12 protein-coding genes and 1 tRNA gene are annotated in these 14,388 nt (G+C 69.7%); 4 read left to right on the top strand and 9 right to left on the bottom strand.

Annotated features, from left to right (window positions below):
• Positions 1-8: 8 nt before the first annotated feature.
• Both SM793_RS09465 and SM793_RS09460 read right to left on the bottom strand, forming a co-directional pair.
• Positions 9-881, bottom strand: coding sequence for a glycosyltransferase family 8 protein (locus SM793_RS09465; RefSeq protein WP_320437626.1), 873 nt, complete (start codon positions 879-881; stop codon positions 9-11).
• On the bottom strand, positions 878-1,900 hold the full coding sequence (locus SM793_RS09460) for a UDP-glucuronic acid decarboxylase family protein (protein WP_320437725.1): 1,023 nt from the start codon (positions 1,898-1,900) through the stop codon (positions 878-880). Before SM793_RS09460 ends, SM793_RS09465 begins: the two co-directional genes overlap by 4 nt.
• A 472-nt stretch (positions 1,901-2,372) precedes the next feature.
• Between SM793_RS09460 and SM793_RS09455 the strand changes: the two genes are divergently transcribed.
• Positions 2,373-3,719, top strand: coding sequence for a transcriptional regulator (locus SM793_RS09455; RefSeq protein ID WP_320437625.1), 1,347 nt, complete (start codon positions 2,373-2,375; stop codon positions 3,717-3,719).
• 79 nt (positions 3,720-3,798) lie between these two features.
• Here SM793_RS09455 and SM793_RS09450 read toward each other — a convergent pair whose 3' ends face one another.
• The 5 genes from SM793_RS09450 to SM793_RS09430 form a co-directional block, all read right to left on the bottom strand.
• Positions 3,799-4,158 carry a hypothetical protein gene (locus tag SM793_RS09450; RefSeq protein ID WP_320437624.1) on the bottom strand — a complete coding sequence of 120 codons (360 nt, stop codon included), beginning with the start codon at positions 4,156-4,158 and terminating at the stop codon, positions 3,799-3,801.
• A 63-nt stretch (positions 4,159-4,221) separates the two neighbouring features.
• Positions 4,222-5,964 carry a relaxase/mobilization nuclease domain-containing protein gene (locus tag SM793_RS09445; RefSeq protein WP_320437623.1) on the bottom strand — a complete coding sequence of 581 codons (1,743 nt, stop codon included), beginning with the start codon at positions 5,962-5,964 and terminating at the stop codon, positions 4,222-4,224.
• A complete protein-coding gene (gene mobC, locus SM793_RS09440) occupies positions 5,961-6,617 on the bottom strand; it encodes a plasmid mobilization relaxosome protein MobC (protein WP_320437622.1) in 657 nt (218 codons plus the stop codon). Before mobC ends, SM793_RS09445 begins: the two co-directional genes overlap by 4 nt.
• A 431-nt stretch (positions 6,618-7,048) precedes the next feature.
• Entirely contained in the window at positions 7,049-7,858 is an 810-nt protein-coding gene (locus SM793_RS09435; RefSeq protein ID WP_413815905.1) for a DUF2637 domain-containing protein, read from the bottom strand.
• 137 nt (positions 7,859-7,995) lie between these two features.
• A complete protein-coding gene (locus tag SM793_RS09430; protein WP_320437621.1) occupies positions 7,996-9,777 on the bottom strand; it encodes a DnaB-like helicase N-terminal domain-containing protein in 1,782 nt (593 codons plus the stop codon).
• Between the two features lie 281 nt (positions 9,778-10,058).
• On the opposite strand from SM793_RS09430, the gene SM793_RS09425 reads away from it, so the two are divergent.
• The 3 genes from SM793_RS09425 to SM793_RS09415 all read left to right on the top strand — a co-directional run bounded on the left by SM793_RS09425 (position 10,059) and on the right by SM793_RS09415 (position 13,095).
• Positions 10,059-10,763: a helix-turn-helix transcriptional regulator gene (locus SM793_RS09425; RefSeq protein ID WP_320437620.1), complete on the top strand. Its 705-nt coding sequence runs from the start codon at positions 10,059-10,061 to the stop codon at positions 10,761-10,763.
• Positions 10,764-10,982: 219 nt separating this feature from the next.
• A complete protein-coding gene (locus SM793_RS09420) occupies positions 10,983-11,279 on the top strand; it encodes a helix-turn-helix domain-containing protein (RefSeq protein WP_320437619.1) in 297 nt (98 codons plus the stop codon).
• 10 nt (positions 11,280-11,289) lie between these two features.
• Positions 11,290-13,095 (top strand): tyrosine-type recombinase/integrase, encoded by a 1,806-nt coding sequence (locus SM793_RS09415; protein WP_320437618.1) that lies wholly within the window; start codon positions 11,290-11,292, stop codon positions 13,093-13,095.
• 85 nt (positions 13,096-13,180) lie between these two features.
• Here SM793_RS09415 and SM793_RS36360 read toward each other — a convergent pair whose 3' ends face one another.
• Both SM793_RS36360 and SM793_RS09410 read right to left on the bottom strand, forming a co-directional pair.
• Positions 13,181-14,011 carry a restriction endonuclease gene (locus tag SM793_RS36360; protein ID WP_413815909.1) on the bottom strand — a complete coding sequence of 277 codons (831 nt, stop codon included), beginning with the start codon at positions 14,009-14,011 and terminating at the stop codon, positions 13,181-13,183.
• Between the two features lie 303 nt (positions 14,012-14,314).
• Positions 14,315-14,388 (bottom strand) — tRNA-Ser (locus SM793_RS09410).

The following is a 14,388-nucleotide window of genomic DNA, read 5'->3' as shown; positions in this document are numbered from 1 at the left end:
TGTGTTCACTAGCTGCTGCCAGCGACGTAGTCGCGGAACAGGCGGTAGGTGTCCCGGAGTTGGCCCGCCGGGTAGGTGTCCTGCCAGGGCTTGTCGGGGCCGGCGAAGTGCACGAGGGCGGCGGTCCTCTCGTCCTTCAGGAGCTGGGCGAGCGGGCTGTCCGCCTCGGCGTAGTGGATGAAGCCGGGCTGGGCGGCCTGCGGCGACATGGCGAAGGTGTTCCACCGCCGGTCCAGCCGCTGCCAGTTGTCGTCGACGGCCCAGTTCAGGGCGTCCTGGTCCCAGAACCGGACCTTGTCGGGGTGCTCGGACAGGAACTGCCGGGAGCGGTCGAAGACGCCGAGCCGCTGGCAGCGCTCGAGGTCGATGAGCATGACGCCGCTGTTGAAGTAGTCCCGGCCGTACGGGACGCCGAGCTGGTCCCAGCCGGGCAGTTGGATGCCGCGGCCGACGACCGGGTTCTGCGGGTCGCGCACCGCGCCGATCGGGCGCCCGTTGAGGGACTGACGCAGTAGCGGCCGGAGGTCGCCGAGCACCATGGTGTCGGCGTCCAGGTACAGCACCTGGTGCTCGTCGGGGATGACCTCCGGGATGGCCAGACGCACGTACACGGCGCCGCTGACCCAGTCGGAGACCGGATAGCGCGGGTCGGTCACCGGCGCCGGCCGCAGCTCGGTACGCAGGCCGGTGCGGGCGGCGTCCCGCAGGATCGCCTTCCGGTTGGTCTCGCTGATCTGCTGGTCGAGGACGATCAGCCGGAGCTCACCGACGGCGGTGGGGTGGGCTGCGGCGATCGAGTGCATCAGCGTCCGCAGCGGGCGGGCGTATCCGTCGTCGACTCCGCAGACGATCGCGGGCAGCGGTCGCGGGGAGGCGTTCACGAGGTGCTCCTTCCAGTGGTAGCGGTGGTCTGGCGGGGAAAGTGCTGCTGGGCCCAGTCGAGGGTCTGGCGCAGGCCGTCGCGCAGGTGGGTGGTGGGCTCCCAGCCGAGGTGGGCGCGGGCAGCGGTGATGTCGGGGCAGCGGCGCTTGGGGTCGTCGGCGGGCAGCGGGACGAAGGTGATCGCGGAGTCGGAGCCGGTCATGGCCCGGATCTCCTCGGCGAGCTGCAGCATGGTGATCTCGTGCGGGTTTCCCAGGTTCACCGGGCCGGGGTAGTCCGCGGTGGCGGCGGCGAGCAGACCGGCGACGGTGTCGGCCACGAAGCACAGCGAGCGGGTCTGGCTGCCGTCACCGGCAACCGTGATCGGCTCGCCCGCCAGTGCCTGCTGGATGAAGGCCGGCACCGCCCTGCCGTCGTCGGCCCGCATCCTCGGGCCGTAGGTGTTGAAGATCCGCACGATGTGGGTGCGGGTGCCTCCAGAGCGCTGGAAGCAGGAGGTCAGCGCCTCGGCGTACCGCTTGGCCTCGTCGTAGACGCTGCGGGGCCCGACCGGGTTGACGTTGCCCCAGTACTGCTCAGGCTGCGGGTGCACGAGCGGGTCGCCGTACACCTCGGAGGTCGAGGCCAGCAGGAACCGGGCGTGCTTGGCCCCGGCCAGCTCCAGGGCGTTGAGCGTGCCCATCGCGCCGACCTTCAGAGTGGCCAGCGGATGGCGGGCATAGTCGAGCGGCGAGGCAGGCGACGCGAGGTGGAAGACGAAGTCCACCGGGCCGGCCACCGTGAACGGCCGAGTCACGTCGTCGGTCTGGAAACGGAAGCCGCTGGCCGAGCGCAGGCCCGCCAGGTTGTCGAGGCGGCCGGTCAGCAGGTTGTCGACGCCGACCACTTCCGCCCCCAGGCTCAGCAGTCGCTCGCACAGGTGTGAGCCAATGAACCCGGCGGCACCGGTGACTACCGCGGTACGGCGGGCGAAGGCTGTGGGTACTGCCGTGGCTGCGGGGTCTTTCGGGTGGGGCAGTGGTGCTTGCAGGCGTGGCACGGTGCGTGTCCTCCAAGTCCTAGGGCGGGTGTCGGCTTCGCTGCGGGCCGTCGTGGCAGCGCGGGCCCGGGGTTCAGACGGCCGGATCGTGATCGGGAAGGGATCGTGGGGGCGGTGCCGCGACCGGGTGGTCAGTGCTGAGCTGGTGATCGGTGGCGACCCCGAGCAGCGCGAGCGTGACGACGTGGCCCAGGCCCCACAGCGCGGTGAGCGCTGTCCCGACCGGGTCGCGGTGTGCGCCGCGGTGCCTGCCTTGACGGCTCTGATGCGGCCTCTCAGCTGCCTCCATGGCTCCTCCCCTCGTTGGACTTCGGGGCCGGGCGGCCGGTACAGGTTCGCCGTGCCGCAGCGCAACTCGGAACGTTTCTGGGGGGTTTCTGGTCGATGCGGCCCGCGCCACAGCGGGTAGCAGTACGCTCACCAACAGGTCATGAATCGTCGGGGGGTTGAGATGAGCTCAGACGTTCTGGCAGTCCACCCGCTCACCCACCTGATGCGGTTACGCGGCTGGGGAAAGATCCAGTTCGCGCGCATGATGCGCGATCACGGCGCCGCGCTGAAGATCAACCTCGCGACCAACCGGACGCTGGTGTGGAAGTGGGAGCAGGGCCAGGAACCCGAGCCGGACGCCCAGTTCTTTCTGGCTGACCTTCTCGGCGTCAACCCCGGTACTCTGGCTGCCAATCCGTGGCCGAGGTGGCTCCCGGTGTGGGAGGTGACCGGCGTCACGGCGCCGTGGACGAAGGCCGGTACCGTGGATGTACTGGTGGAACTGGTCAGGAGTGGTCGTATGGATCGGCGTGGCTTTCTCACCATCACCGGGGCCGCCATGGCCACCGTCGCCGCGAGCTGGGCCTCGGCCTCGCCCGCCTTCGCCTCTGCCCTGAACGGCGACCAGGTGACCGACTCCATGGTCGACACCCTCGAAGCCCGTGTCGCCACCCTCCAGACCCTGGACGCCCAGATGGGCGGCGCCCGCCTCATCGAACAGGCCCGCGGCGACCTTGCGATCATCACCACCTTGCTGAAGCAGGGCCGCCACACCGAAGCCGTCGAAGCCCGCCTCTACGGGCTGGCCGCCCAGGTCAACTACATCGCGGGCTGGATGGCCTACGACAGCGGCCTGCGCTCAGTCGGCCAGCAGTACTACCTCGGCGCCCTCCGCGCCGCGAAGACCGTCGGCGACGACGCCCTCGGCGCCTTCCTCCTCGCCGAGATGGGCGTCCACCTCTCCGACGCCGACAACCCCGCCGAGCGCGTCGCCCAGGTCGAAACCGCGCTCGCCAACACCCCCTCGACGATGCAGCCCGGCGTCCGCAGCTACCTCGAACTCCACCACGCCGAGAGCCTCTCCCGCGACGGCCAGCACCAGAAGGCCGGCTCCGCCCTCAACCGCGCCCACGACCTCTGGTCCAGGAACGGCGGCGACCAGCTCCCGACCTGGCTCTCCTGGTACGGGAGCGCCCAGCTCAGCTCCACCGAGGGCAAGATCATGCTCCGCGCCGGCCAGGTCGACCGGGCCACCAGCGCACTCGCCTCCTCCATCGACCACGCCGTCCCCCGTGACCAGGCCGTCCGCTCCGGCCGCCTCGCCACCGCCCGCCTCGCCGGCAAGGACCTCGACGGCGCCCTCGACGCCGCCAACCGCGGCCTCGGCCTCCTCGAAACCCAGGTCCACTCCGTGCGCGCCGTCAGCCGCCTCACCAAGTTCGAGGGCTACCTCAAGCCGTACGGCGCCGAGCCTGCGGTCGCCGAGTTCCGCGAGCGCCTGCAGGCTTTGCCCGCCATGGCTGCCTGAGCTTGACCGGGCAGCGACCTCCTGAATGAGTTAGTGGGGCCAACGTTGTCCAAGCGTTGGCCCCACCACGCACCCGCGACTAATCCCACGTAGTGCCCGCGAGCAGGCCGTCGAACGCGAGCGCCCTCATGGCGGTGTGGAAGTCGCCCCACTCGTCCTCGGGGGTTGTGAAGTGCTCCTCGAAGAAGGCGCGGGTGAGGTCGGGCTCATGCCACTCGTGCGCGCACCGGCAGCGGACGAAGACGTGCTCACGGACGTTGAGGAGTAGCCAGTCACGGCGGGCCCGGCAGCGGGGGCATGTGATCGGGATGCTGCGGGCGTCGAGCTCGTCGGGGTGGGGGACGACGCGGATGGTGGTGGGGCGGTGGGCGTTCTCGTCGTGGCGGCGGTTGATCAGCGTGGTGCCCTTCGTCCGGTGACGGTTCCAGCGACACGACAAGACGTGCGGCGGCCGGGATGTTCCCGACCGCCGAAGACGACATCAGATCGACACCTGAGGGTGTCAGCGTGTTCGGTGCGGCGGGGTGCCGACGGCCGCAGTGGGGGGGACGGTCTGGTCGGTGGGGGTGACGCGCACACCGAGGACGATCGCGGCGGGTGAGCGGCGGCGGGCGGCTTCGGCGGCCAGGTTGCGCTCGGGGTTGCGGCTGGTGTGCTGGATACGGCCGAGGAGGACCTTGGCGGGCAGGCGGGCGGTAGTGAGCTCGCGGCGGGCGACGGCCTCCTGGAGGAGCTGTCGGGGCTCGTGGCCGAGGGCCTGGGCGTCGGCGAGGACGGTGGCCAGGGCTGGCCAGTTGGGGTCGGCAAGGATGCGCTGGGCGTGGTCGGGGACGGCGGAGCGGACGTCGCCGGCGAGGATGTTGGTGATCTCCGGCTTGGGCTGACGGTGTGTGAGGGCGGCGAGTTGGTCGGCGGCGGCTTGGTCGTAGGCGGTCTGGAGGTGCTGGACGGCCTGCTGGGCGGCGTGGGCCTGTTGGGCGTGGCCGCGGGTCTGATGCCAGCGGCCGGTGAGTATCGCTGCCCACACCAGGGCGGCGATCATCACGGTGAGGGCGTTGCCGTCGGGGCCGTCGCTCGCGTGGATGATGTCGCGGGCGGCTCGGCGCAGGTCTGCGGCGGCCTGGTGGTCGGCGCGGAGCTGGGAGCGCTGGGCGCGGGCGAACGTCCTTGTGGCGGCTCGCAGTTCAGCCCGGAGTTCGGCGGGGGCCTGCTGGCTGGTGGCGTTGATGATGTCGCCCAGCGCGGTGATCTGCGCCTGCGCCAACGCGCCGTCCCCGTCATTTCCGCCGACGGCGGTCTCGTTGGTGAGGTGTTGGTGGAGGCTGTCGAGGGCGTCCGTGGTGCGCTGCCAGCTCGTGGTGGGCCGGTTGCGCTGGGCGGTGGGGTGCTCTTCCGGGGTGCCGGCCGCGAGGCGGGCCTGGAGCTTGGGCAGGGAGAGGTCGGGGGCGAGCTTCCCGCCAGGGATGTAGATCTGCTCGCCCTTGGCGTTGAGGTCACCAGGCCGGCCGACGGCGTAGCCCTGGAGGTCGCCGGACGGGAAACGGCGGATCTTGACCTCGACCCCGTCGGCCTGGAGGTAGGCGAGGAGCTCCTCCACGTCGGCGGAGTGGGGGATGGCGTCGCGGATGCGGTCCCGGAGCCAGTCGCGGCCGGTCTGTTGCCAGCCGAGGCGGTCGGCCTTGTGCATCTCGGCCTGCGTGGGTCGGCGGTCGCCGGTGCGGTCGCCGGGCTGGACCTGGTGGAGGCCGAGTTCTTTCTCGATCTTGCGGGCTTCGGCCTGGGCGAGCTTGCCGCTGTTGTGGAGTTTGGGGCGGCGGCCGTCCTCTCGGACGGTGGTGGCGAGGATGTGGATGTGGTCGGTGGCGTGGCGTACGGCGATCCAGCGGCAGCCGTGCGGGTCGCGGTCGGGGGCGATGCCGGCGGCGTTGACGATGCGGCGGGCGATCTCACCCCATTCGGCGTCGGAGAGGTAGCGGTCGCCGGGGGCGGCGCGGACGGGGCAGTGCCAGACGTGGTCGGTGACCTTCTTGCCGAAGCCGCTGTTGCACAGGTTGACCGGCTCGTCGAGGATCCGGGCGAGCTGGGTGAGGGTGGCGCTCTGATCGCGGCCGGGATCACGGAGGCCGAGCGGGCTGAAGGAGGCGACGATGTGCGGGTCGAGGTGCTCGTCGTGGCGGCCGGGTCCGTAGAGGTAGGCGAGCAGTCCGCGGGTGTTGCCGCCGGGGGCCTTGATGGAGGGGATCACGCGCGCTGGCCTCCTTCGGGGCTGCTGGTGGGGATGAGCAGGGCTTCGGCGATGTCGCGGAGCAGGTTCTCCAGCCGGATCAGGCGCTCGCGGCTGTCGGGAACGAGACGGTCGTCCCGGTGGAGCACGTGGACCATCTGGTTGATGTTGTTGCCGATGGCGTTGATCTCCTGACGGACCTCGGCCCGGAACTCCTGCAGAGCGAGGCGGTCGGTGTGCAGGGGTAGGTCGACGGTGAACTCGCCCCGGATGAACGCCAGCGAGATGTCGCCGACGTATCCGGAGATCGTGTCCCCGTATCCGTGACGGTCGGCGGCATCAAGCAGTTCGGCGTGCTGCAGCGGGGTATAGCTGACAGGTCCGACCCGCTCCGTGCGGCGGGTTCCGATGTGCTTCCGGTGCTTGCCCTGGGGCATCGGCTGGGCGCCTTCGGGGGCGTTCAGTTTCGGGACGTCGAGGGCTGCGGTGTTCTCGTGCAGGAACGCGGCACGGGCGGCGCTGACGCTCTCGCCATCGACGGCGGAGGGTGGCTCGGCGCTCGGCTGATCGGTGCGGACGCGGGCGAGGATGTCGAGCTGCAGCGTGTTGAGCTCGTCCGGGCCGAGGGCCTTTGGCTGGCCCGGCGCGCCCTCGCGCCGGGCCTCCTCCGCCACCCCTGGGGCGGAGGACCCCAGACCCGCGCGAAGTGTCGGAGACTGGGTACAACTGGCTCCGCCAGGAGCTGAGTTGCCGAACGCGCGGAGCAGACGGCCGATCAGCCTACCGCCCTTGATGCCCTGCTCGGGCACGGTACGGGCGGGATCGTGGCGGGGCTGCTGGGCGGGCAAGGAGTCCTCCGGATTTCCTGTCGGGGCGGGCGGGTGCAGGCACAGGGTGTGTGCGGCGTGCGGGGTGATGGTCGGGTTGGGGATCCGGTTTGGCGGTGCCGGATATCCGGTGTAGGAGGCGGGGCATCCGGATTTCCGGTGTGCCCGCCGACGACACGCGGGGTGCCGGTGATCACCAGCGCGGAAGAGAGGGCGGCTCGCTCGCCCGGTCCGGCAGCGACCAGTCCTTGGGCGAGCAGCGATGACGCGGCGGGGCGTCAGGCGACCGACAGGCTGGTCTGCCCATCGGCTTGCTGGGCGGCCCGCTCGTCCTTGAAGCGCTGGGTCAGCTTCCCGAGGCGGTCACTGGCGATCGGCATGCCGGCTTCGCGCAGGGCCGTCTTGATCACGGCCTGGATGGGTCCGTGCTCCTCGACGGCCGGTCGGACGATCTCGGCCAGCTCGTCCATCGAGGCGGCGGGCCTGCGTCCCGTGCGCCTGGTACCCACCACCGGTTCCCGGTCGCCGGACGGCCCTTCGTCGTCGGGGGCGACCTCGCGCCCGGCGTCGAGCGGGTCGCTCTGGTCCGTTTCCGTCTCCGGAAGGGGCTCGGCTGCCGGGGGAACCACGGTGGGCTCAAGACGGTCGCGGAGCGTGGCCTCGGCCTCGGCGGACTGCGGCTTGGTGACGACCGCAGTAGCCGTGGTGCCGTGCGCGAGGAGGGTGCCGCCGAAGAAGGCGAGGGCGGGCCATCCGGCGACCAGGACCCGCAGCCAGCCGGGGACGTGGGTGAGGTTGAGGAGTCCAGCGGTGGCGACGTTCGCGCCGAGGGAGGCGGCCAGGGCGGTGGCGAACCAGGTCCAGGCGGTGCCGACCGGCTGGCCGCTGGTGCGCAGGGTCCGCATGCGGTGCCAGGCGGCGACGAGCAGCAGGTCGACCGAGATCGGGTAGGCCCAGGCTTTCCAGCCGTGCTGTCCGGCGGCTTCGGCGATGTCGTGGAGGTGGGCGAAGGACAGGGCACCCGCGATGGCGGCCTGGACAAGGACGGCGTCCAGGCGGGGCATACGGCGTGGGTTGGTGACGGTCATGCGGAAGGTGATCCTCGTGGGTCGAGCGGCGATGGGTAGCGCGATTACCGGGGGCGTTTACGCGAACCCCCTTCTAAAGGGGGTCCGCGCGAAAACGCTCGGGCGCGACAACGGCGTAAACGGTCGCGAAAACGCCTCTACCTGCGGTTTTTCCTCGGAGCGTCCGGTGCAACAACGGGTTGTACAACGGTTGTGGCGGTGGAGATGCGTGAACGCTCGCGAAAACGCCCTGTTCCCCGTGACGTGGCCGTCGCGGCGGCGACCCGGTGGCTCTCGGCGTCGGTGAGGGCAGGTTCGACGGGCGCTTGCGTGGTGTTCTGCGGTGCGGCCGGTACGACGGCCAGCGGGATGGCGGGCTGCTCGACCAGGGTCGGCGGGACGCTGGTGTTGATGTGGCGGGCGGAGGTGAAGTAGCGGTCTTCCTTGCCGCCGCCGATGCCACCTGCGGAGCCCTTCTCCACCTCGGCGAGCCCGGACTTGACCTGGGTGTTCAGGCGCCGGCGGGCCCGCCCGATGGATGCGGCGTCGGGCTTCTTGTCCCCCGTCATAGCGGTGGCCAGCTGCTTGGCGGTCACACCGTCCTGTGCCGCGCGCAGGAGTTCGGCGATGTCGATGGTCTCCTCGACGGTGCTCGTGCCCGCCTCGTGGTCGTGGACGATGGTGAGCGGGCCGATCTCGCCCGTGACGGTCTTGAGGTGGTGGAGGTTGACCACAGGGTCGCCAGCCTCGCCGGCGATGAACAGCACGCTGCCCGCGCCAGAGGTCAGCCAGGTGGAGCCGTACACGCGGTCGAGGGTGGGGCGCTGTCCGCGGGGGGCGTCTGCGGTGGCCTTGCGCTGGTGGTGCAGCTCCAGGACCTGGATGCCCTCGCGCAGGGCCCGGTTGCGGGCGCTGTTGTAGGCGATGGCGAGGCTGTCGTCGACGAGGGTGCTGACGGCGTCCTTGAGGCTGTCGATGACGATGGTGTCGGCGCCGTGCGCGGTGGCCAACTCGGCGAGGAGGCCGGGCTCCTTGTCGAGGCTGGTCGGCAGCGGGCCCTCCCAGATGAGGAGTCGCTCTCGGACCAGCTTCTCGTGTTCGGGCCGGACCAGCCGGGCCATGGCCCGAGCGATCTGCTGTGGCCGGTCCATGGCCAGGTACAGGACGCGCTTGCTCTCGGCGACGGGCATGCCGAGCGCCGAGTCGCCCAAGCCGATCCGGGCGAAGATCACCTGGTGGGCGATGGTGGTCTTACCAACGCCGGGGGCACCGACGATCATCAGGCTCTCGCCGGCGGCCCACGCGGTCTCCCCACGCGTGCCCCACAGAGGCTCCTTGTCCGCCCCGGTCTTGGTGACGAAGTCCCAGCCGTCCACCATGAAGCGCGACAGACGACTGTTCCCGGAGGCCAGCGCGCGCTCACGTCCCTCACGGACCTCGGCATCGAGCGCGCTGCGGATCTCGTCAGGCTGGGCGCCGGGCAGCAGGGCCTGCTGGACGGTCCGGATGCCCGTGGCGTGCAGCTTCCGCAGCTCCGACTCGCGTCGCACGATGGCCGCGTAGTAGTCGGCATTGTCCGCCGAGGGTGGCGCCTCGGCGGCGAGCCGGACCAGGTAGTTCACGCCGCCCACACGCTCCAGGGCACCGTCGCCTCGAAGCCGGTCGGCGACGGCCACGGCAGCTGTTGGGGCCCCCTCGAAGGTGAGGTCGAGGATCGCGCGCCAGATGGTCTCGTGGGCAGGCCGGTAGAAGTCGCCGGCGTCGAGGACGGCGCGCGCCGCGTCGATGGCTGGCCTGCCCAGCGCCATGCAGATGCCGACGACCGCCCTCTCAGCGTCCAGGTCGTTCGGCGGTGTCCCGTTCGGGGACACCGCGTGGTCGTCGTCGAAGCTGGCACCGGAACTCGACGGCCCGTATACCGGGCCCGTAGGCTGGGACATGGATTCCCTCCCGCCGTGTATCAGGCCCTGGCAGGCCGCACAGCGGTTGATCGTCTTGATGGGTGGTCAGATAGGGAGCCTTCACGGCCCTCGGTGCGCTAACACCGGGGGCCGCCCTCGTTTCCAGGCTCGCGCGACCGATCGTGCTGGCCTGAGTCCGTCAACGTACGCAGAGTAAACACACACCAATTGCGCCACGTCAAGGCAGATGTTGTGTCGTCGTGACACGATGAATGTGCTGGATGTTGACTCGGCCTGTGTCGGATCGGTATCTTGATGCCATGACGAACCCCAAGGACTGGCAGGCCGGTGTGACCGGTCGCGTCGCCGAGGCGGTCCGGCGCTTCCGTGAGGAACGGGGGATGAGCGCGCAGGACGTCGCCGCGGCCTGCGCGAAGCTGGGCTACCCGATCGCGCGGAACGTCATCGCCAACCTCGAGAACGGCCGACGCTCCAGCATCGATGTGGCCGAGGTGCTGGTCCTCGCGGAAGTGCTCGGCGTCCCCCCGGTCGTCTTCCTCGTCCCCCTGGGTGAGGTCGGGGAGATCGAGCTTCTCCCGGGTTCGATGTACTCCACCGGCGATGCGCTCCGGTGGGTCTGCGGGGAGCAGATGCCCGACCACGAGCCCACCAACGATCTGGAGCTGCGGTTCCAGGAGATCCGCTTCTACAACGAGACGCTCCACGGCCTGCAGAGGACGATCAGCGACTCGGAGGAGTACCGCCGCAAGGTCGCCACGGCCCGTGATGCGGCGACCCGCGAGGTCAACGTCAAACTGGTCAACCAGTTCGACGAGATCATCGGCGACTACTCGCAGGAAATCCAGGACCGAAGATCGCTGATGCGCCAGAAGGGCATCACCCCGCCGACCCTGCCGTCAGCGCTCGCCCACCTTGACCTCAGCCAATACGACGACTGGGGGAACACCCCCGCCGAGACTCCCGAGGAGTCCGGCAGCGGGTCTGCCGCGGGCGAGGAAAGCTAGAGCCCGAGGACGCGCTCGCATGACCGGCCAGTAAGCACGCGGGAGTACCCGTCTGACCTGACTCCCCGAACAACGCGGCACGCATGACGGATTGCCAGATCCGTCCGCGTCTCGCTCCAGGTGTTAGCGCGCCTGGGCGAGGGATCACGCCGCCATGACCACCCATCACACGATCAGCCCGCTCGGGGTGCCAGCCCCGCGCGGTCGACGAGGAGTCCCATGCCTCAGTCCGCCCTTTCCCTTGCCCGCCTCTCGGAGGCGCTGGGCCTTCCCGAGCAGAGCCTGCTCGCCCTCGTCGCGAGCTGCGACGACGTCCCGGACCCCACACTTGTCGCGCTCACCGTGGAAGAGGCGGCCCGCCGTCTCGGCGTCGGGCGGACCACCATGTACGCCCTCGTGGCGTCGGGCGAAGTGCCGTCCGTGACGATCGGCCGTCTTCGCCGGATCCCCGCCCAAGCGCTGAACGACTACGTCTCCGACCGGGCCGGTGCTACTGCCGCTGCCCTCGCGGCCTGAGGGGGACTTCATGACCAGGTCCCGCAAGCCCAACGGCGACTCGACCATCTACCAGGCCCAGAACGGCCGTTGGCACGGCTACGTCACCGTCGGTGTGAAGGACGACGGCAGCTCCGACCGCCGTCACGTCAGCCGCAAGACCCGCCCGGAGATCACCAAGGCGGTCCGCGAGCTGGAGGCCAAACGCGACAAGGGCAAGGTGCCGAAGGCCGGCCAGCGCTGGACCGTCGCGACCTGGCTCACCCACTGGGTCGAGAACATCGCGGCACCCAGCGTGGGTGAGAACACGATCGACGGCTACCGCGTTGCCGTCTACCACCACCTCATACCCGGCCTCGGCGCGCACCGCCTGGAGAAGCTTGAACCCGATCATCTCGAACGCCTCTACCGGAAGATGCAGGACACCGGCAGCTCGGCGGGCACCGCCCACCAGGCCCACCGGACGATCCGCACTTCCCTGAACGAGGCGGTCCGCCGCAAGGCGATCACCGAGAACCCGGCAACGATCGCCAAGGCCCCGGTGCTGGACGAGGAGGAGGTCGAGCCGTACTCGGTCGAGGAGGTCCAGCGGCTCCTGCTCGAAGCGTCCAAGATCCGCAACACCGCCCGCTGGGTCATCGCCCTCGCACTCGGCCTCCGGCAGGGCGAAGTCCTCGGACTGCAGTGGGAGGACGTCGACTTCGACGCCGGCGTCATCAGGGTGCGGCGTGGTCGACTGCGGCCCCGCTACAAGCACGGCTGCGGGGACCGCTGCGGGCGCAAGCCCGGTTACTGCCCGAAGAAGATCAACATTCGGCGGGAGACCAAGTCCACCAAGTCCAGGGCCGGTAAGCGGCCGATCGGCGTGCCCGAGGAGCTGATGAAGCTCCTGGTGCTGCACAAGGAGACGCAGGAGCGCGAGCGCCTGCGCGCCCGTGACCTCTGGACCGAGAAGGGGTACGTCTTCACCTCCGAGGTTGGCGAACCGCTCAACCCCAATACCGACTATCACCGCTGGAAGGACCTGCTGAAGGCGGCCGGGGTCCGCGATGGCCGTCTCCACGATGCCCGGCACACCGCTGCCACTGTGCTGCTGATCCTCGGCGTCCCCGACGCTGTGGTCGACGCCATCATGGGCTGGGAGCCGGGGAAGTCCGCCCGGATGCGCCGGCGGTACCAGCACCTGACCAGCCCCGTCCTCCAGCAGACCGCAGCGAAGGTCGGCGGGCTGCTCTGGCCTACCAAGGCGGCCGTGGATCAGGACGATGCCGCTCCGGCGCCAGCCGTGGTGCCGGTCGGCGCCCGAGTGGAGCTTGTCTCCACGGAGCCGGACGTCGAGCACAGCCCAGACCCGTCACTGTTGTTCGTCGCACACCTGGAGGGGTGCCGCATCCCATTCCTGCACCATGACCACGCGAGGTCGGTGGTCGAGCAGTGGTCCGCCGAGCAGCCGGGCCGCACGGCGGAGGTGGAGGAGTGGCAGCGAGAGAAGTGGGAGCGCGAGGGGCCGGGCGGCTTGAACGCTGTCCGTGACCGAATCCCCGACCGCCGGGTCGTCTTTCACGCCTTCGCGGCGTACCGCCCCGGCGGCGAGCGCCTCGACCTCGCCATGCCCGAGCAGTGGGCCGTCACCGTCTGGGACTTCGAGCCCGACCTCTACACAGACCGTCCGGTCTCCTGGCGTACCACCCGTCGGCCGGGAACCGACCAGCTGGTGGAGGCCCAGGTGCGCGGCACGGACAGGGATGCAGTTGCCGGGGCGTACGTCCAGGCGAAGGACCAAGCCGTCGACCGGGCCCAGAATCCCGGCAAGTACGGCGACAATAACGACTGGTGAACTGAAAAGTGGCCCGAGCTGGTTGGACGGCTCGGGCCACACGCTTCCATCAGGCTGGTCGGGCTCAGGGCTCGTACCTGATCAACTACCGCAAGCCGTGAGCGGTAACGAGTTGGGGCCTCTGGGCAAGGAGCGCTTCGAGCTTGCTGTCGGGCCAGAGCTCAACGAATGGGGCAGCGCCGCTGTTGTTGTGCTTCTCCACCCACATGATGGCGTCGCTTGAGAAGCGCCCGCTTGTTGCGATGATCAGGGTGCGGACCACTGGTGGTTCCCAAAGCTTCATGGCTGCCACGGTCCCCGAGACGGCCGGGACGTCTACGGTCTTTGCCAGCCAATGCTTGGCCTGGACGATGACTCGTTCTGTGCGGACACTGCCGGTGCTGTCGTAAAGCACTCGGTCCATCGAAAGGTCCCGCCCGCGGTCTGCCGCTCGCGTATGAGACAGCCACTGGACGTTGTGATGCTCTGGGAAGGCGCGGAGCAGGTCGAACAGAAGTCGTTCAAATCCATCGGCATCCAGGCGGCGCCAACGCAACGGCGCGGCGGCTGAACCTGGGTGATGCCTGGCCGCTCCAGGGGTTCCTCGGTCACTCCTCCGGTTCAGGGGGGCGGATCCGACAGAGGTGCTGATGGGTGGCGCAGAGTTAGCGGCATGGTCTTGTGACGCCGCGGACGGTGTCTTCCACTGCAGCCTTGGTTGGGCCGGGCTCACAGGGTTGGCTGGTGGAGGCTGAGACGTAGGTCGCCGCTGTTCACGCCATCGTCGTACGAGCAAACGAAGCCACGTGGGTAGGACCCCGAAGAGGACGGTGAATGTGATCGTTGCCAGCGAGGTGTCCAGCCATCTAGGCAACGGGGACGGCTTATCGCTCGTCCCAATGGAGAGTGCCGTCACTACCGCGAAGCCGAGGGTCATCCAGAACGCCCAGTCGCGGTACAGCGGCTGGTCGTAGAGATGTAGTACCGCGTTGCGGTGCACAGTCCGGCGCTGCCGCCTGGGTGGGAGCCCGGCGTCTCTGCTCATATGTCCATGGTGCGTGCCGTGCGGAGTACCTGCAGCGTTCCATGGGCCGGATGGGATGGCCTTAGCTGCTGGAGTGCAGGGCTGCGAACACCGCTAGCTTCGAGTCAACTGCAACCAAAACTGCAACCACGGAACGACGAAGGACCCGGCCGCAGTGCGGTCGGGTCCTTCGTTTGCCCTGGCGGGCGGGTGCGGAGGATACGAGATTCGAACTCGTGAGGGGTTGCCCCCAACACGCTTTCCAAGCGTGCGCCCTAGGCCACTAGGCG

The organism is Kitasatospora purpeofusca, assembly GCF_034043715.1.
Taxonomy (GTDB): Bacteria; Actinomycetota; Actinomycetes; order Streptomycetales; family Streptomycetaceae; genus Kitasatospora; species Kitasatospora purpeofusca_A.
Note: the sequence above shows the minus strand (reverse complement) of the source record. Positions and strands in the feature narration are given on the sequence as shown.